14 protein-coding genes and 1 pseudogene are annotated in these 18,209 nt (G+C 68.6%); 5 read left to right on the top strand and 10 right to left on the bottom strand.

The genetic code is table 11. The annotated features are described in order from the left end of the window. Nucleotides 1–606 (bottom strand): TetR/AcrR family transcriptional regulator (locus tag Q4A20_RS05535; RefSeq protein ID WP_303121142.1); only part of this gene is annotated, 606 nt, incomplete at its 3' end. A gap of 93 nt (nt 607–699) precedes the next feature. On the opposite strand from Q4A20_RS05535, the gene Q4A20_RS05530 reads away from it, so the two are divergent. After that, complete coding sequence (locus Q4A20_RS05530; RefSeq protein WP_303121140.1) at nt 700–1,173, top strand: flavin reductase family protein; 474 nt, start codon at nt 700–702, stop codon at nt 1,171–1,173. A 69-nt stretch (nt 1,174–1,242) separates the two neighbouring features. Then, complete coding sequence (locus Q4A20_RS05525) at nt 1,243–2,643, top strand: NtaA/DmoA family FMN-dependent monooxygenase (RefSeq protein ID WP_368502441.1); 1,401 nt, start codon at nt 1,243–1,245, stop codon at nt 2,641–2,643. A 109-nt stretch (nt 2,644–2,752) separates the two neighbouring features. Here the strand turns inward: Q4A20_RS05525 and Q4A20_RS05520 are convergent, their stop codons facing one another. The 5 genes from Q4A20_RS05520 to Q4A20_RS05500 form a co-directional block, all read right to left on the bottom strand. Next, nucleotides 2,753–3,892, bottom strand: coding sequence for an aspartate-semialdehyde dehydrogenase (locus tag Q4A20_RS05520; protein WP_303121136.1), 1,140 nt, complete (start codon nt 3,890–3,892; stop codon nt 2,753–2,755). Next, nucleotides 3,889–5,379, bottom strand: a complete 1,491-nt coding sequence (locus tag Q4A20_RS05515; protein WP_303121134.1) for an aspartate kinase — start codon at nt 5,377–5,379, stop codon at nt 3,889–3,891. Before Q4A20_RS05515 ends, Q4A20_RS05520 begins: the two co-directional genes overlap by 4 nt. Before the next feature lie 284 nt (nt 5,380–5,663). Continuing rightward, entirely contained in the window at nt 5,664–5,993 is a 330-nt protein-coding gene (locus tag Q4A20_RS05510; RefSeq protein ID WP_303121132.1) for a hypothetical protein, read from the bottom strand. 73 nt (nt 5,994–6,066) lie between these two features. After that, entirely contained in the window at nt 6,067–7,113 is a 1,047-nt protein-coding gene (locus Q4A20_RS05505) for an ATP/GTP-binding protein (RefSeq protein ID WP_303121130.1), read from the bottom strand. Nucleotides 7,114–7,292: 179 nt separating this feature from the next. Then, entirely contained in the window at nt 7,293–7,589 is a 297-nt protein-coding gene (locus tag Q4A20_RS05500) for a hypothetical protein (RefSeq protein ID WP_303121128.1), read from the bottom strand. A gap of 486 nt (nt 7,590–8,075) precedes the next feature. Between Q4A20_RS05500 and Q4A20_RS05495 the strand changes: the two genes are divergently transcribed. After that, nucleotides 8,076–9,077 carry an ABC transporter ATP-binding protein gene (locus tag Q4A20_RS05495; protein WP_303121126.1) on the top strand — a complete coding sequence of 334 codons (1,002 nt, stop codon included), beginning with the start codon at nt 8,076–8,078 and terminating at the stop codon, nt 9,075–9,077. Continuing rightward, nucleotides 9,074–10,144 (top strand): ABC transporter permease, encoded by a 1,071-nt coding sequence (locus Q4A20_RS05490; RefSeq protein WP_303121124.1) that lies wholly within the window; start codon nt 9,074–9,076, stop codon nt 10,142–10,144. Before Q4A20_RS05495 ends, Q4A20_RS05490 begins: the two co-directional genes overlap by 4 nt. A gap of 597 nt (nt 10,145–10,741) precedes the next feature. Here Q4A20_RS05490 and Q4A20_RS05485 read toward each other — a convergent pair. From Q4A20_RS05485 to Q4A20_RS05470, 4 genes are all read right to left on the bottom strand, one after another. Further along, on the bottom strand, nt 10,742–12,823 hold the full coding sequence (locus Q4A20_RS05485) for a DUF5979 domain-containing protein (RefSeq protein ID WP_303121195.1): 2,082 nt from the start codon (nt 12,821–12,823) through the stop codon (nt 10,742–10,744). Between the two features lie 379 nt (nt 12,824–13,202). Next, the gene (gene recR, locus Q4A20_RS05480) at nt 13,203–13,817 is read right to left on the bottom strand and encodes a recombination mediator RecR (protein ID WP_303121122.1); all 615 of its coding nucleotides are present in this window, start codon (nt 13,815–13,817) and stop codon (nt 13,203–13,205) included. 2 nt (nt 13,818–13,819) lie between these two features. Then, complete coding sequence (locus tag Q4A20_RS05475) at nt 13,820–16,684, bottom strand: DNA polymerase III subunit gamma and tau (RefSeq protein WP_303121120.1); 2,865 nt, start codon at nt 16,682–16,684, stop codon at nt 13,820–13,822. 115 nt (nt 16,685–16,799) lie between these two features. Continuing rightward, nucleotides 16,800–17,414, bottom strand: a complete 615-nt coding sequence (locus Q4A20_RS05470) for a hypothetical protein (protein WP_303121118.1) — start codon at nt 17,412–17,414, stop codon at nt 16,800–16,802. A 659-nt stretch (nt 17,415–18,073) separates the two neighbouring features. Here Q4A20_RS05470 and Q4A20_RS05465 point away from each other — a divergent pair. Next, nucleotides 18,074–18,209 (top strand): annotated as a pseudogene (locus Q4A20_RS05465) (IS110 family transposase); the annotation flags it as partial.

Raw genomic sequence — 18,209 nt, 5'->3', positions numbered from 1 at the left:
GTTGCTGCGGCGCTCAGCTGCACCGTCGTATGAAACGTCGTCGGCGCCGTCTCCCCCGCCGTCGACGGCGGATGCAACCCAGGCCATGGCCAGCACGGCCTGGTACAGGGTGTCGGCGTCGACCTCGGCGCGGGCCACACCAGCGCGCTGCGCGGGATGCAGGAAGCCTCGCGTCATCTCAATGACCTCCTCACAGGTTGGAGCCAGCGGCGAGGAGGAGCTGGTGTAGGCCTCCCGCAACGGCCCGGGGAGCCCGTCATAGGACCGCATCCACTCCCCGAGCGCGTCCAGCCACCGCTCGAGCGCCTCACCGGGTTCCAGGGCAGCTCCCTCGATCTCCCGGCGCCTGCGCGTCAGATCGGTGGTGCGCTGCGCCAACACCTGGCCAAGTAGGTCCTGCCTGGTGGGAAAGTGACGGTAGAGGGTCCCCGCCCCCACTCCGGCACGCCTGGCTATGGCGTCCATAGGGACGTCCAGCCCCTCCCGGGCGAAGATCTGCGCGGCTATCTCAACGATCTTGTCGCGGTTGCGCCGCGCGTCGGCGCGCACCACTCGGCGCCTGTTCCTTGCCCGAGGCGCGTCGTCCCGGACCGCCGGGTCAGACATGGATAACACTCCTGCGCCATTGATAAGCGGAGAGTCTCTCCGTATCGTTCGGATTAGCTACTTTGAGCGATCCTAGGCGAACGGAAATGCGTGTTGCCACCACAGCCAACCAGCCCCGTCGGCCCCGAGGCCCTGCGGCGGACCCTGGCCAGCTTCCCCACCGGCATCGTGCTGGTGACCGGCCAGGACTACAACAGCACCCCTGTAGGAATGCTGGCCAACTCCTTCACCTCCGTGTCACTGGACCCGCCGCTGGTTTCGCTGGCCTTCGCCCGCAGCTCCTCAACCTGGCCGCTGCTGCGCTACGCATCGCTCTTGCGGATCAGCGTCCTGGGCACCCAGCTCGCCGGCCCCACCGCCCAGCGCTTCGTCGGCCTGGAGTGCGCCCTGCGCGGCGAAGACGCTGCCCTCCTGGGATCCCCCGCCACCCTGAGCGCGGTACCCGAGAGGATCATTGAGGCGGGCGACCACGATCTGGCACTCCTTCGGGTACTCGAAGTCGAGCAGGACGGGGAGATCGGCCCCCTGGTCTTGTACGCGCGTCGGCTGCATCGCCTCGCCATCTGACCCCGCCTCCGGCGCCGGAGATAGATATGCGCCGCCCAACACCGCCCTACGGACCCGCAGTTATGGACAGTGCGCCTAGTGCGCAAGACGCGCTGCCCGCTACGAATTTCAGAGGAGCACCATGAACACCACTCCCGCCAAACGACAGATGATCCTGGGCATGCACCTGGGAACCGGATACGGCTCGCAGGCCAACGCCTGGCGCGCCCCCGGCGTGAACCCGGCCGCCTATGCCGACATCGAGGCCCAGGTCCGCTACGCCCGCGCCGCGGAGCGCGGCACCTTCGACTTCCTCTTCCTGCCCGACAACCTCGCGATCACTCCCTCCATGGGGGGGGAGGTATCCCCCAGGCCACCATGGATCCGGTGGTTACCATCGCCGCCCTGGCCCGCGAGACCTCCCGGATCGGCTTCGTGGCCACCGGCACCACCACCTTCAACGAGCCCTACAACATCGCCCGCCAGTACAAGGCCCTCGATGTGATCACTCACGGCCGCTTCGGCTGGAACGCGGTGACTACTGCGGATCCGGCCGCCGCCGCGAACTTCGGCCAGACCATCGCGGAGCGCCCGGTCCGCTATGGCCGCGCGCACGAGGTGATCCAGACCGTCCAGGCCCTGTGGGGCAGCTGGGGCGAGGACGCCTGGACCCGGGACAAGGCCACCGGCCGTTTCGTCGACATGGACCGGGTGCGCCCGGTGAACCTGCGCGGGGAGCACGTCGCTTCCCAAGGGCCCCTGCCGATCCCGCCGTCCGAGCAGGGGCAGCCGGTCATCTTCTCCGCCGGGGGCGGGGAGTACGGCCTGACCATTGCCGGACGCTACGCCAGCGGCGTCATCGGTGCGGCCTTCACCATTGAGGATGCCCGCGCCCAGCGCGACGCCGTACGCCGGGCCGCCCGCCAGTACGGCCGCAACCCGGAGGAGGTCAAGTTCTTCGCCGGGCTCATGCCCCTCATTGGCGCCACGGTAGAGGATGCTCTGGCCCGCAGACGCCAGTTGGATGAGGTCAGTGCCCCGCAGCGGGTCCCCTACCTGGGCGCCATGCTGGGACTGGACTTGGAGCCGGAGCAGATCGACCGGCCATTGACGGCCGGAGAGCTGACCGACGCCCGACCCAGCAGTTTCGATCCCCGCTCCCGCCATGCCCTGAGCATCGCCCGGGAGGGGTGGACGATTCGCGACATCCTGGCCCACGGCGTCATTGACTACCACCCCACCCCGGTGGGCCCGCCCTCCGTCGTGGCCGATCACATGCAACAGTGGTTCGAAGCCGGCGCATGCGACGGCTTCTGGATCTCTCCCGACGTCAACCAGGACGGGATCGACACCTTTGTGGACGAGGTGGTCCCGATCCTGCGCGAACGCGGGCTGTTCCATCACGACTACCGGGGTACCACTCTGCGCGAGCACCTGGAAGTGCCGCCGCAGTACGGTCTGGACCCGCGGGTCATGCGGGACGCGCAGTAGCACGTCCGTAGCCGGTTGGCGGGCGCCCGACGACGCCGCTTCGACCGATCTCGGCGGTTATATCTACCGATCTCGGTACGTAACTTCTACCGACCTCGGTACGTAACTTCTACCGATCTCGGCGCAGGTTGGCGGCGACCAGTTCGGCGAGCTGGACGGCGTTCAGGGCGGCGCCCTTGCGCAGGTTGTCGCCGACCGCGAATAGCGCGATGCCGTGCCCCTCATCCCAGGCCTGGTCGGCGCGCACCCGACCCACGAAGGTGCCGTCGCGGCCGGCGGACTTCAGCGGGCTGGGTACTTCCTCGTAGGTGACGCCGGGGGCGGCGCGCAGCAACTCGATCGCCCGTTCCGGGCTGAGAGCGCGCTCGAACTCGGCGCTCACACTCACGCCGTGCCCGGAGAACACCGGGATGCGCACGCAGGTGCCGGATACGCGCAGCTCCGGGATCCCCAGGATCTTGCGGGACTCGTAGCGCAGCTTCTGCTCCTCATCGGTCTCCCCGGTCCCGTCACCGGCGTCGTTCCCGGCCCAGGCGACGGCGTTGAAGGCGATGGTGTCCACGTACACGCCCGGCTCGGGAAAGCTGACGGCCCGGCCGTCCAGGGCGAGGCCCTCGATCTCCTGCCCCTGCTCGACGACGCCGCGCACCTGCCCGGCCAGCTCGGCGACCCCGGCGCGCCCGGAGCCGGACACGGCCTGGTAGGTGGAGGCGACCAGGCGCCGGAGCCCGGCCTCATCGTGCAGCACCTTCAGGGCCGGCATGATCGCCATGGTGGTGCAGTTGGGGTTGGCGATGATGCCCTTGGGGCGGTCGGCCAGCGCCTCGGGGTTGACCTCGGCGACCACCAGCGGCACCTGCGGGTCGCGGCGCCAGGCGGAGGAGTTGTCCACCACGACGGCGCCGGCGGCGGCGAAGCGGGGCGCGTACTCGCGGGAAGCGGCCCCGCCGGCGGAGAAGATGGCCACATCGATGCCGGTCAAGTCGGCGGTGGCCACATCCTCCACCTCGATGCGGGCACCGCGGAACTCCACCATGGTCCCGGCGGAACGGGCGGAGGAGAACAGGCGCAGGCTACGGGCGGGGAAGTCGCGCTGCGCGAGCATGGCGAGCATGACCCGTCCGACCTGCCCGGTGGCGCCGACGACGGCGACGGCGATGCCGTCCTCGGAACCGACGTATCCGCGCGCACCCCCGGGGGCCGCGGCCGTCCGGGAAGCATCTGCATATTGATCGTTCTGATTGCTCATCGTCCGGTACCTCCATACACGACCGCCTCGGCGGCCTCGGCGTCGAGGCCGAAGGCGGAGTGGACGGCGCGTACGGCCTCGTCGAGTACGGCGTCGTCCACCACCACCGAGATGCGGATCTCGGAGGTGGAAATCATGTCGATGTTGATCCCGGCCTCGCTCAGGGCGCCGAAGAGCTTGGCGGACACGCCCGGGTGGGAGCGCATACCGGCGCCGACCAGGGAGAGCTTGCCGATGTTGGGATTGAAGTGCAGCGTCTTGAAGCCGAGTTCGTCGCGGGCGGCCTCCAGGGCGGCGCGGGACTTGGCCGAATCGCCGTCGGGGCAGGTGAAGGAGATGTTGGTCAGGCCGGTACCCTCGGCGGAGATGTCCTGCACGATCATGTCGATGTTGGCGTCGGTGCGCGCGACGATCTCGAAGATGCGGGCGGCGGCGCCAGGGATGTCGGGCACGCCGACCAGGGTGATCTTGTCCTGGCTGCGGTCGTGGGCGATGCCGGAAATGACGGGGGCTTCCACGTGATCCTCCTGTGCGGACGGGTGCGGGCGGGCCTGGGCGCGAGCGTTGACGGCGCGGGTGTGGGCGGCGCCGACGGAGGCTCCGTCTGGCGGTTGGGAGCCGGTGGGGGCGACGACGCGGCCGGTGATGGCGTCCATGGCCGGGGCGGGGGCGGTGCTGGGCGCCGGTGCGGGCGTGGGGGCGGAGGGGGCGTCGTCGACCCCGGGCAGTACGGGCGGGATGAAGGCGCCCTCACGGCGGCCGTCATAGATCCAGGTGCCGGTCTTGTCGGAGAAGGAGGAGCGCACGTGCAGGGGCACGCCGAAGCGGCGGGCGTACTCCACCGCACGCAGGTGCAGGATCTTGGCGCCGTTGGCGGCCATCTCCAGGGTTTCCTCGCTGGAGATGGCCTCGACGCGGCGGGCGGTGGGGACGATGCGTGGGTCGGCGGTGAACAGGCCGTCGACGTCGGTGTAGATCTCGCAGACGTCGGCGTTCAGGGCGGCGGCCAGGGCGACCGCGGTAGTGTCGGAGCCGCCGCGGCCCAGGGTGGTGACGTCCTCCACCTCGTTGATGCCCTGGAAGCCGGCGACGACGGCGACCGCCCCCATCTGAACGGCGCGGGCGACGCGCTCGGGGATCACGCCGACGATGCTGGCGCGCCCGTACTTGGAGTCGGTGAGCACGCCCGCCTGGGCGCCGGTGTAGGCGCGCGCGGGCACGCCCAGCTCGCCGATGGCCATGGCCAGCAGCGCCATGGAGATGCGCTCACCGGCGGACAGGAGGATGTCCATCTCGCGGGCGGGCGGCTTGGCGGAGACGGCGCCGGCCATGTCCAGCAGGTCGTCGGTGGTGTCACCCATGGCGGAGACGACCACCACCACAGTGTTGCCCGCCTTACGGGTGGCGACGACGCGCCTGGCGACGCGGCGGATCGCCTCAACGTCGCTGACGGATGAGCCTCCGTATTTCTGCACGACCAGTGCCATGTGGGGGTTCCTGCCGTTGTGCTGCCGGTACGGTCTGCGCCGACGCCGACTCGGCGGGCGCCCGCGCGGGGCGTCCCGGCGTCCTCGGCGTGGCGTCGGGGCTAAGCATACGGCCCGCGTTGACGCTCCGCCGCGTCCCACGACCCCTGGCGCCGTTCCACGACCTTGGTACATGTTTCACGACCCCGGGGTGGTCGTGGAACGTACACCAAGGTCGTGCAACGCCCGACCGGCTCCCGACTCAGCCCTCCTCGTCGATCCGGCGGCGTCCCTCGAAGACACACCTACTGCCGGTGAACCCGACGTCCCTCCTCGCTCCATCGCACGGTCCACGCGACAGTCGACGGGTTCTCCCGGCCTGTGACGACATGAACCTTGCCGTTGACTACGCGGCGGAGCGACTTGCGGAGGGCCTGCTGGTAGTCCGCCATCGTTCGCTGTGCGGCGGCTTGCCGACCTCGCCTCGCGTGCGGCTGCGCGCCGGGCAGGTCGATGCGCAGCGCTACCGAAAGCCACTGCGTCTTCACCGCCTTACGGCATATCTCCCGCTCGGCATGTTCAGCGCGAGTCCCGGCGTGCAGGCCCGCGAGCGTATCCACGACCTTCTCGGCCACGACGGCGACCAGGTCCTTGGGCTCTCTCGCCTCCGGGTAGGCGTAGTCCTTCGCCTCAATGAGCCACAGGTGGTCACCGGTGGAGGTAGCGGGTGGACTGCTCGAGCTCGGCGTCGAGGGCAGTGATGACGGGCAGATCGTCAAGGTCATCGGCCTGCGTCACGGTCACCGGATCGTCGTTGGCACGGTCGAGCCCGAAGTAGCGGATGTCCGCGGCCTCATCCTCATCGAGCATCTGGAGCTCGCGCAGGAGGAAGAGGCTGTGGGTGGCGAGGAAGACCTGGACACCGCGGCGGGCGAGCCCGGCGATGAGCGGGGCGAGAAGCCGGATGGAAGCGGGGTTGAGGTTGGCCTCCGGCTCGTCCCAGAACAGGTAACCCTGGTCCTTGAGGACTCCGTTGGCGAGGAGCACCTGGATCATGCCGAGCTTGCGGTGCCCCTCGGAGACCAGCGGCGCCTCAAACTGAACACCTGAATCACCCTCTGTGTCGCGGCGCAGAGCGAAGCGCTCATCCCTCACCTCGAAGCGCCCGCCGACGATGTCGCCGATGAAGTCCTCAATCTCCGTGTCGGAGCGGTCCTTGAGTCGGGGGCGGTAAAGGAGCGTCGCCAGGTCGTTCCAGGTCTCATCGAAGGGGACCTCGTAGGTGGCGAAGAGCGAGCGCAGACCGCGGGCGACCGATAGGATCTCGTGTGCGGGAATGAATACGGGAAAGCCACGGGGGCGGCGGAAGCCGACGTCGAGGAAGACATTGCGATCACCGGGCATCTCGTCGTCCGAGAACTCGTAGGCGAGATCACTTCCGTCGCCCAGCGTTAGGTTAAGACGTGTCGGACGTTTCCCGTGCGTGGTGAGCGAACTGATCGAGCCCGAGTTGAAGACGCCGCGCAGCTTGCCGGGAAGGTCCCCCGGCCAGCTGTCGGCGCCCGAACCGCGCCCCGCCGGGTTCGACTTCTCCGAGGCCACCGCCGTCATGGCGTACAGCAGCTTGAGGAGCATGGACTTGCCGGTGTTGTTCGTGCCGACAAAGACGTTGATCTGAGGCGAGAAGGTCAGGTCAGCCGACGCAAAGGGCCCGAAGTCGGTCACGTCGAGGCGTGTGATCGGCTGGTCAACCATGGATCTATCCTATGGCACTCCGACTCGTCGGGTAGGTGTCAGCGGCCAAGGGCCGTCTGCAACAGTCACGACCACCGGACGCACACCTTCAACCTCGCGACCTATGCCCTCGCCCTCTGCCGGCGAGACACCTAGCGCCTGCGCGCCGTCATCCGGCCTCGGCGCCGGCAACCGGCGGCTCACTCCGAAGTGTCGTCTTGGCGCACCTCTCGCTCAGCGAGGTCCTCGGCGAGCGTGACTCGCACCGCCGACAGCACCGCGATCGCCGGGCAATTGGCGTCTGCCATCTCAGGCAGCACCCCATCGCTGAGATTAATGGTGACGTCTTGCGGGGTCTCCCGCAGCTCCACGGATACGCCGATGCATGTGGGCGAGCCGCCGACAAAGCTCACCTCCACCGTTGTCGGGTCGATCAGCCTCCACGAGTCCCACTGGATACGCGACGGCGAAACCAGATCATCGCGGGGTGTGAGCAACTCCCCCTCAGCGCTCGCATCGCTGGAGGGTGCCGGCGTCGCTACGGAGCCCCCGGGAGCGGCGCCTCCGGAGCCCTGCGGGCCCGCTGAGGGGGTCCCCGAGTCACCGGGCGACGTCGAAGTCGAGCACCCCATCAGAACCGGGATCCCAGTGGCGGCAGCACCGGTAATCAGTACCGCTCTGAGGGCGTGACGTCGTCCGATGGTAGGCATAACCCTCCCCTCCCGCACCCAGGGCCCTTCGACCTTGAGCCGACAATGGTTAATCCAGGGTACCCGGCTTTTCGCGATTGCGGGTGGGGTGTGCACGGAAGGTGCGGCCGAATCCTCGGCTCAGGCCTACCGTCATTCAGCTGTCCTCGTCCACCTCGCCGGTCCCCGCCCGGGCGGACAACTCGCGGATGCGCAGCTCGTCCGGGCCGACTACCACGCGCTGGTCCGGGCGGTAGGCTCACCACCCCATGACTTAACCGTTACATTGACCCCATGAGCATTGAGGCGAACCAGGTCACACGCTTCTTCGGGTCGGCGCCGGCCGTGCAGCGGCTGAGCCTGTCCGCACCCTCCGGTGCCATCACCGGCCTGGTTGGCCCCAACGGGGCGGGCAAAACCACCCTGCTGCTCATGCTGGCGGCCCTACTACGCCCGGACACGGGCACAATCAAGGTGGCGGGCCTCGACCCGGTCACCCAGCCGCGCCAGGTGCACCAGGCGGTGGGTTGGATGCCGGATGCCTTCGGCACCTGGGACTCGCTGACCTGCACGGAGATCCTGCTGACCTTCGCCGCCGCCCAGGGACTCGACGACGAAACCGCCCGCGAACGCGCCGCCGACATGCTCGCCCTCGTGCACCTGGAGGACATGGCTCGCACCCCGGCACGCGTGCTGTCGCGTGGGCAGAAGCAGCGCCTGGGCCTGGCGCGAGCGCTCGTCCATTCCCCGCAGGTGCTGCTGCTGGATGAGCCGGCTGCTGGCATGGACCCCCGCTCACGCGCTGATCTGCGCGGCATTCTGCGAGACCTGGCCGACCAGGGGGCGACGGTGCTGATCTCCAGCCACGTGCTGGGCGAACTGGAGGAGATGGTCGACGGCGTCGTCTTCATGTCCCGCGGGCGCGCGGTTGCACCTCCCGGCACAGGCCTCACCGATGCTGCCACCGCGGCGTCTAGCCAGGCCGCAGAAGACGCAGGGGCGGAGACCACGGCGACCGCAGGCGGCATGGCCCCGGTGCGGCCCACGCTGCTGCGCACCACCTGGCGGATGCGGGCCCTGGACTCCGGGCGCCTGGCGGCGTGGGCGCGGGCGGGGGCACCGCCAGGTGCCGTCGTCGACCCCGACGGTTCAGTGCATTTGGATGTGGCCGACGACGACGCCGCGGCACGCATTCTGCGGCAGGCCGTTGAGGACGGAGTCGAGGTGGTGTCCTTCGCTCCGGCGACCGGTGCGCTGGAGGCGGCGTATCTCGCAATGGAGGAGGAACGCGCATGAGCCGACGGGGCATACGCACCGTGATGGTGCTGGAGTTGCGGCAGCGAGTGCGGTCGACCCGCTGGTGGGTAATGCTGCTGGTGTGGGCGCTGGTGCTCATAGTGCTGTTCGTGGGCATGACGGGACTGTCCGTCTCCGCGGGCATGGAACGCGAGGAGTTCGCACCGGTCCTGTATGACATGGTGCTGTGCTTCGTGCTCGGGATCGGGTTGATCGTGGCACCCACGCTGTCGGCCACCTCCATCAACGGGGACCGCGCCGACGCGACCCTGGCGCCGCTGCAGGCCACGGCGCTGCGCAGCTGGGAGATCGCCGTCGGTAAGCTGCTGGCGGCGTGGACGGCGGCCATGGCCTTCCTGGCGGTGGCACTGCCATTCCTGCTGATACTGGCGGCGGTGGGCGGGGCGAGCCTGCCGGCGCTGCTGGGCCATATGCTGCTGCTGGTGGTGACGCTGGGGTCAGTGTGCGGCATCGGCCTGGGCTTCTCCGCGCTGACGGCCCGGACCTCGGCATCCGCTGTGCTGACTTACCTGGTGGTGGCGGCATTGACGGTCGGCACACCCCTGGCCACCGCGATCGTGACTCCCATGGTGCAGGAGCAGCGGGAACGGATCACCTACAGTATTGACTACGACGCCTCCACGGATGACCAACTGGTGTGCCGCGAGGACCCCCACAGCCACTACGAGACTGTCACTCACGGCGAGCGGATCTGGTGGATGCTCATCCCCAATCCCTTTGTGGCACTGGGAGATGTGTCGGCCCGAGCACCGCTGAGCCACTACGGCTCCGAGAGCTTTCTGGAGGGGCTCGGCCGCGCAATCGACACGATGCGCGACCCACGGTCCTCAGAACCAACGATCCGTAACCCCTGCGCCGAGCAGGCCAATGACCGCGACGGCGACGCCTACGAGAACTCGCGCGACGAGTCCGGCGCCGGCCACGTGGCGTTCTGGCCGGCGAGTGTGGCGCTGCTGTTGCTGCTCGGTGCAGGCGGGGCCTGGGTCGCGTCCCGCCGCCTGCGGGTCCCGGCGGGTCCGCTCCCCCGCGGCATCCGACTGGCCTGAGCCGCTTCGACACCGAGGCCGGTATAAGGGCCTTCGTGTTTGCGAGTTGTGTTGGCCTGGCGGTTCGTACGGTAGAGGTACGTGCCGTCCTCGGAACTGCCGAACCGCTGGCACCACAAGCCCGATCCGGCGTCGGCACAATCTCAACGATCCCAAGGGATCATACACGCTCGCCAACACCGCCTGAGCTGATGGCCCGTGATCGTCTCCGGTTCGGCGAGAACGTCCTCATCGGCCCGAGAACGTCACCGGCCCGGCCAAAACGTCCTCTTCCTCCCCAAACCCTCCCGAACGTGGAGGGTTTGGGGCTGAAAAGGTCGTCTTCGGCAAACCGGCACCCACCGACAACGACCTTGCCGACCCGAACACGACCTCCCACACCCGAAGGCGACCACCACACCGCAGGCCCCGACCCGCATCAACACACCCACAACCGGAAGAGCCGGCAAGGGCGCGCGCCATACGCCCCCAGACGACTCTGACGCCCCCGAGGCAGACCCGGGGGCGTCAGAGTTGATGGCATTCACGGCCGGTACCCCTTCAGAACCGGTGAGGCACCCGGCCTCGGTCCCTGATTCCGGAGGTGTAACTCCGATCCTAGGCGCGGCGTCGGACCACGAGCAGTGTCCCGCCAGCTGCCAGCGCCAGCACGGCAATCAACGCGATCCCGGCGCTCGCACCGGTGCGTGCCAGTGGCCCGGATACACGCGGAGTCGGAGACGAGGACGGAACTCCGGCCGCGGGCCTCGAAGGCGTTCCGGAAGAACCGGGAACCGGCGCGCTCGGTGTCTCAGAGCTCGTTGCACTCGGCTCCGGCGACGGCGACTCACTCGGCTCCGGCGACGGCGTCACACTCGGCTCCGGCGACGGCGACGGTGACGGCACGACCTCCGGTGTGTAGGTGTTAATGAACTGTGCACTCACCGTCTGGGAGACGTCGCTTTCGATAGTGACAGCCTGCGGTCCCAAGACGTCAAGGGTGTAGCCCTCGACCTGGGCGGCATCGACGTCCTCGGTTACCGTGCACTGGGTGCCGACAGGCAGCGAAACACCGGCATCCACGACCGTGCCATCGCCCGTGGCCGTGATGGTGCCGTTGGTGGCATCCGGATCGTCGCAGCTGTAGGTGAAGGTGAACTCCCTACTGGACAGCTCGTTGGCACCCTCCACCGTCTTGATCACTGAGAACGAGCCCTTGGCCACCTGGCCGTCATCAGCCGTATTCCTCAGCATGACAGCGGTGGACTCCTGGTTCGCCACCGTCAGCGAAGCGGTGGTCTCACCACCCACGGTGAAGACAGGCGCACCCCAGGTGACTCCACTCGGCGTCTCCGACGCCGATGCCGGGTCCTCGCTCAGAGTGAGTACCGTACCCGCCGGGAAAGTTCCGTTGTAGGTGGTGATCGCCCCCAGAGTGACCTCCATGGTCGTGGTCCCGCCGGTGCGTTCGGTGTTGACCTCTCCCGGCGCCGTCCAGCCCTCGTAGGTGTCCACTGTGGCTCCGCCCGGCAGCAGGTAGTCGATCCCGACGGTGAAGGTGGTCCCGTCCGACACGCGCGGAGCCGCCTCACCCGAGAGCAGCTTGGTGACATTCAACCCGCCGAATCCCGGCGCCATGGACACATCGATGGTGAACGACCTCGTGTAGTAGACCGTGTAGCTGGTCTCGGCAGTGGTGCCCGCCAGCTTCGCATTGTTCACGTACTCGACACCCGGCTGGATCACCTGGTCGCCGGTGGTTGGGACTGAGGAGTAGTAGACGACGTAGTTCGTGTTCGGGGCGAAGGGGCCGGTAATCCGAATGGTCGCCTCCACGTCATCCAGCGAGACCTCCAGGTCGAAATCACCCAGGGAGGTGTTGTGGTCCGTACCGGTGGCGTCCGTGACGGTGCCCAGGGCGGTGTCGCGATCGGCACTCGGCCCGATGTCCAGCGTCCACTTGCTGAGGTCTGTCAGGTAGGTCTGCCCTGGAGTGAGACGGTCAGTGATCGTGATCGTCGAAACGGTCTGGCCGTCCACCGTGATCGGGGTCCCAGCAGCTGCCAGGGCATCCGTAATGGCCGGCGTGCCGAAACTGAGTTCCCAGTCCACACTGGTGGAGGTGGAGTTGAGCGCATACGCCCATTTGCGGAATGACTCGGGCGAGTAGCCGGTGCCGGTGTTCTCCCCGATCCGCCCCCCGGGGACCTCGACCGCGGTCACCTTCCCATTGGCGTTGATGTCAATGGTGTTGGAGTCTGTGGCCTGCACCGCGGTGACCAGCGCCGAGCCGGAGCCGTTCAGACCGTCAAATCCTTGATTGATGAGCCGGTCCAACTCCTCGTTGAAGGTGCAGGTGATGGTGTACTGGCCCAGCACACAGTTGCCGATCGTGGTCTGGACGCCGTTGTAGGTGACTGTGAGCGGCTGGGACAGCGGATGCTCGCGGTTCTCGATCTCCGCGGGTAGACCGATTGAGAAGGAGTCCCCTCCCTTGGCGTTGGCATTCCGGGCGTCCCAGGCGAAAGATAGGCGCAGGGTGTCATCAACGGCTACGTTGGTATCGCTCGGATCGTCCTGCCCGGTGGCAGAGGACTTCACCAGGGTGAGGTTGGAGACCACGATGTCCGGGTTGTCCGCGGCTCGCGCGGTCGACGGAAGACTCAGCCCCAGCAGAACCCCGGCCACCGACAGCAGCATCACGAGCACGGCAACAGTGGCAGTACGGAGTGGGCGTTCAAACGGAGCCGGTTGCGAACTGCCGCTCGCAACAGCCTTGGCAAACAGCATGTTAGTCCTCTCAATGGATGCAGACCAGCGTGACATACAGAACATCCATGACGTCAGACATCTACTTATACGGCCGTAGAAGGCTAACACCGACCATGCGTGAGACAAGCCTCGGCAGCGAGTTCTTAACGAACTTGATACGAGACGCAGAACACAGATCAATGAAGGTACATCGCTTCTGGAGCACGAACACGGCAATAGCTCGGGCGATTAATCGGACTCTACTGGCTTTAGGCCGTGGCGGAGGAGTTAGGGCCGGTGGTCAAGGTCATGCGCCGTCGGGTCCCGCTCAGTGCTCCTCGTCAACGCGCCGACGCCCCTCGAAGGCGCGGCCCAACGTGACCTCGTCCGCGTACTCCAGATCGCTGCCCACGGGCAGACCGGAGGCCAGCCTGGAAACGGGAACGGCCATGGTGCGCAGCATGCGGGTCAGGTAGGCGGCTGTCGCCTCCCCCACGACGTCCGGGTCGGTGGCCAGGATGACCTCCTCCACCTCACCGTCCCCCACCCGGGTGAATAGCTCGCGGATGCGCAAGTCGTCCGGGCCGACCCCGTTGATCGGGTCGATGGCGCCACCGAGCACGTGGTACAGGCCCCGGTACTCCCGCGTCCGCTCTATGGCGACCACGTCCTTGGGCTCCTCCACCACGCACACGACGCTGCGGTCGCGCCGCGGGTCGCGGCAGACGACGCACTGCTCGGACTCGGCCACATTCCCGCAGATCTGACAGAATCGCACCCGGGATTTGACGGCGCGCAGCGCCTCCACCAGCCGCTCGACGCTGTCGGTGTCCGCCGACAAAATGTGGAAGGCGAGCCGTTGTGCGGATTTGGGTCCGATACCGGGCAGTTCGCCGAACTGGTCAACGAGGTCCTGAAGTGCACCTTCGTAGGCGGCGGGCAAGGTCAGCGTCCTTCCTGAGTAACGGTGATCTCCTCCAGGACGGTGGCGCCCAGAAGGCGTTTGACGACTTCGAGACCGACTACACCGGCCTCTTCGGCATCCTCATCGTCCTCACTGGGCAGGTCGTCCTCAAGGGCGGAACGCGCCGGTGCGGGTGCAGCCTCACCGCTGTGGTGGTTGCGGGCAGCGCCACTGGCGGCGGCTCTGGCGGCCGCCTGCGCCGCGGCCAGCCGAGCAGAACCGGAACGTTGGCCCTCATCCTCGGGCCCTTCAGGGTCACCGGGCTCCTCGGGTACTGGTACGCCGTCGGAGAAGGTCTGTTCCGGGGCGTCCCAGGCCACCGGTGCCAGACCGCGTGGTCGCGAGGGCGCCGGGCCGACGGCGGACGGCGGATCCGCGGATTCCGCCGACGCCGGTGGTCCTCCGGGGCTTGGGGCGGGATCGGCAGTGGCGGCCGCGGCCGGTGACGTCGGCTTGGGCACGTCCGGCAATGGGCGCAGCCTGTGGACGGTGGCGAGCGGTGCGGCCTCGGCTTGAGCCGACGCAACATCCGCCGACGCAGCATAGGCCCGCGTGCTCACGCCGCCGTCCGCAGTTTCTGCCGGCGGCCAGGCGTGCGGGCTCTCCGGACCCGCGTCGGCGGGGAGCGCACCAACAGGCTCGTCATCGGCGGGCGTCGGCTCCACGCCGACATCCGCCGGCGAGGCGGGCGATTCAGAGCGGGGGGCCGCGACGGCTTCCGCACTTGCGGTTTCGGCGGCAATTGCCGGCTGTTCGCGGGCGCCGTGGCCTCCGCCGGGGACGGCGACCTCTCCCCAACCGTCGTCGCCCACGGGGGCCGACGTAGGAGTGGGTGTCTGCGCAGCACCGGCAGGAGGCTGCATGCCGCCGAAGCCGGATCCCGACCTGGCACCCGCGCCAGGACCTTCGCCGGGTGCGTATGCCGATGCGCCCGCGTCGCCAGGGCCGGCGCCCGGGCCGGATCGCGTGCCGAATCCACCGCGGCCTCCGCTGACACCACCACCCGGGCCGCCGGGATCACCACCCGGGCCAGCCGGTCCCCCGGGGCCGGCGAGCACGGCGTGCACCTCCAGGTCGAGGCCGAGGGCCTGATGGATGGCCTGGGCGAGCACCGGACCATGGCCGCCGTTCTCGAAGGCATTGACCAGACCCTGGCCGGTGAAGATGATCTGGAAGACGCCGTCGCTGATGCCGCCGGGCTGAGAGTTGGGGCCCACCAGTGCCCAGGTGGCCCGCCGCGAACGCTTGGCGGCCTCGAGCACCTCCTCCCAGCGGGCACGGATCATCTCGGCGTCGGCGGCACCCGCAGCGGGCGCGGACCCGCCCGGGGACGACGGTGTTCCGGCCGGCGGCACAGATGAATCGCCGGGAGCCGCGGCCCGTCCCTGGCGCGCAGCAGGACCGGAAGATCCGGGTGGCGGGAGCGCACCGGCCGAGACCTCATCGGCTCCGCCTTGCACGGCGGAGTCCCTCGTGTGTTCAGCAGCGGCCTGTGCGGCCGCGGGCACGGCGGCCTCACGGCCGCGCTCAGGCGCCGCTGCCGGCTCCCACTCATTGGGAACCGCAGACGGTCCGGCGGGCGGGGGCGTGGAGTACTGAGGACTGCCAACCGTGGCCGCAGGCGCGGGGCGCGACCGGTTCGCGGGAGCCGCCGTCGGTGCTGAGCGGTGCGGCGCCGCAGCGATCCGGCTGGAAATATCTGGCCGCCCGGTCCCGGCGGCGGGCGGGGCGGGCTGCGCCGTCGTCGTATCCGGCAGGAGCAGGCGGGCCATGAGCAGCTCCAGCTGCAACCGCGGCGAGGTGGCACCCACCATCTGATCCAGGGCCTTCGCGGTCACGTCCGCCGCCCGGGACAGGCCGGCCGCTCCGATGGTGCGGGCCTGGCCGTCCATGCGGGAGAGTTCATCGGCGGGTAGGGAGCCGAGCGCGGGCCCGGCCTCACTGCCCGCGAGCGCGATCACCAGCAGGTCGCGCAGCCGCTGCAGGAGATCCTCGACGAAGCGCCGCGGGTCATGCCCGGAGGTGACCACGCGGTCCACCACCCGGAACACGCCGGCGCCGTCCGCCGCGGCGACCGCGTCCACGCAGGAGTCCAGCAGGGTGGTGTCCGTGTATCCGAGCAGGGCGACGGCGCGCTGATAGTCAACCTCGCCGGCGACGGCACCACCGATGAGCTGGTCCATGACCGACAGGGTATCGCGCACGCTGCCACCACCCGCGCGCACCACCAGCGGGAACACACCCGGCCCGACCCCCATGCCCTCCGCCTGGCACAGGCGGCCGAGGTAACCCTCCAGGATGTCCGGCGGAACCAGCCGGAAGGGGTAGTGGTGGGTTCGTGAGCGGATGGTGCCGATGACCTTGTCCGGCTCGGTGGTGGCGAAAATGAACTTCACGTGCTCGGGCGGCTCCTCAACCAGCTTGAGCAGGGCGTTGAAGCCCTGGGGGGTGACCATGTGGGCCTCGTCGAGGATGAAGATCTTGTAGCGATCCCGGGCGGGTGCGAAGGAGGCGCGCTCACGCAGGTCACGGGCGTCGTCGACCCCGTTGTGACTGGCGGCGTCGATCTCGACGACGTCGAGCGAGCCCGGACCGCCGGTGGCCAGGTCGCGGCACGAGGGACACTGCCCGCAGGGGGTGTCGGTGGGGAACTGCTCACAGTTCAGGCAGCGGGCCAGGATGCGGGCGGAGGTGGTCTTGCCGCAGCCGCGCGGGCCGGAGAACAGGTAGGCGTGGGTGACACGGTCGGCACTCAGGGCCGCCATGAGCGGAGCGGTCACATGCTCCTGCCCGATGACGTCCTGGAAGGTGTCGGGCCGGTAGCGGCGGTAGAGGGCGGTGGTCACGGTCCGACTCTAAACGGCATGGCCGACACAATGCGACGCTCGACGCATCTCCAATCACTCAACCGCCGGACGGGAGCGGAGCCGGCTCCCGTCCGGCGGTCATACGGGGAGGCGGTTACTCGGTGCCGAGCTGCGCGGCGAGTTCGTTGCAGAAGGCGGCCAGGTCCTCAATGGTGATGAAGGAGGCGTATGACGTGATCACAACCGTTCCGTCGGTTGCTCGCATGTAGCAGGTGGGGTTGTCGTTCCCAGGATTGGTGCCGCACAGGCCGGTGCCGGCGGGCACCGTGTCGCTCAGACGCTCGATAGCGCCCTCGTAGTCCATTCCCACCCGGGCCTCGACACCGATGGAGTCGAAAGCGCCGTCGTCCTCATTGAGCTTGTAGTCATCCACGGACCCGTTCTTGCCGACGTTGGTGTAATCGCCCACCTTCTCGGGCAGCTCCCGACCGGACATGGCGGAGATCATCACACCCTCGGGCGCCGGGGTCGCCGCGGTTGCGGAGCCGGCATTGGAGTCGTCCGCGGCATCGGTCTCGGTTGCCGTCGCGTCCGCATCCTCGGTGGCCGCGACGGTCTCGACGGCGGCCGCCTCACTCGCTGCCGTCGACGCGTCAGCGCCGGCGTCATCGGAGGAGCCGCAGGCGGTCAGCGTCAGCGCCAGGCTGCCGGCGAGCATCAGGGAGGCGACGGCGGAGATATTGCGATTGGAGTTCTTTTTTATGACCATACCGTCACCATAGCCCAATCATCCCGAGGCGTCGACGGGGAGTGCACCCCGCGTTTAGTTCGCTCACAGGACGTGCACGAATGTGCGGGCACAGTGTGTGCCGGCGTCGTGGTGCTCATGAGCCGCCGCCGGTGTGCGGGTGCGTCAGCCGCGGCGGCGCGGTCGGTCGGATGTGAGCAGGGGCCTTGTGAACCGGGGGATAGCCGGGCCACTGGCCCTACTTGGACCGCCTAGCTCTACTTGGACCGCTCTAGACGCTGTTTCAGACGGTCCAACCGGGGGAGAGCGGTCCAACCGGGGGAACGGGGTCCAAGTAGGTGCATCCCTCCTGCGTTTGCGGGACCCGCCTGTCCGAATGTGCGGTCAGCCGCCCGTCTGGAGCCCCGCATCGGCGGAACGGCCGCCTTCGCTTCGCCCGTTACCTTGTTTGTGGTCGCCGGTGAAGGAGTGCCGGTGGCTGGGCCAGCCGCTGTGGGCATGGGTGTGGTGCCCCTGTCGTTTGATGATCCGGGGGGTGAAAGTCATCGGTGGTGGCGGGCGGAGGGGAGGCGCTGATTAGGGGAACGGACCGCTTGACGCGAGTCCTTTCGCAGGCGTGGGTGCGGGGCCGTCTGCCTGACAGGCTGACCCACCAACGCACGAGAGAGGCGCGCGGGAAGATGGATATCGAGGACGTGGAGGTCTTCGTCGGTATCGGGCGTGGGCAAGGCCGAGCACTGGGCCACGGCCCTGACCGGCGACGGGAAGAAGCTGTTCGACAAGGCCCTACCCAACAGCGAGGACCGGCTACGCGAG

Origin of the sequence: Actinomyces sp., from assembly GCF_030530635.1 — a bacterium.
Taxonomy (GTDB): domain Bacteria; phylum Actinomycetota; class Actinomycetes; order Actinomycetales; family Actinomycetaceae; genus Actinomyces.
This window is presented reverse-complemented; position numbering and strand designations above follow the sequence as displayed.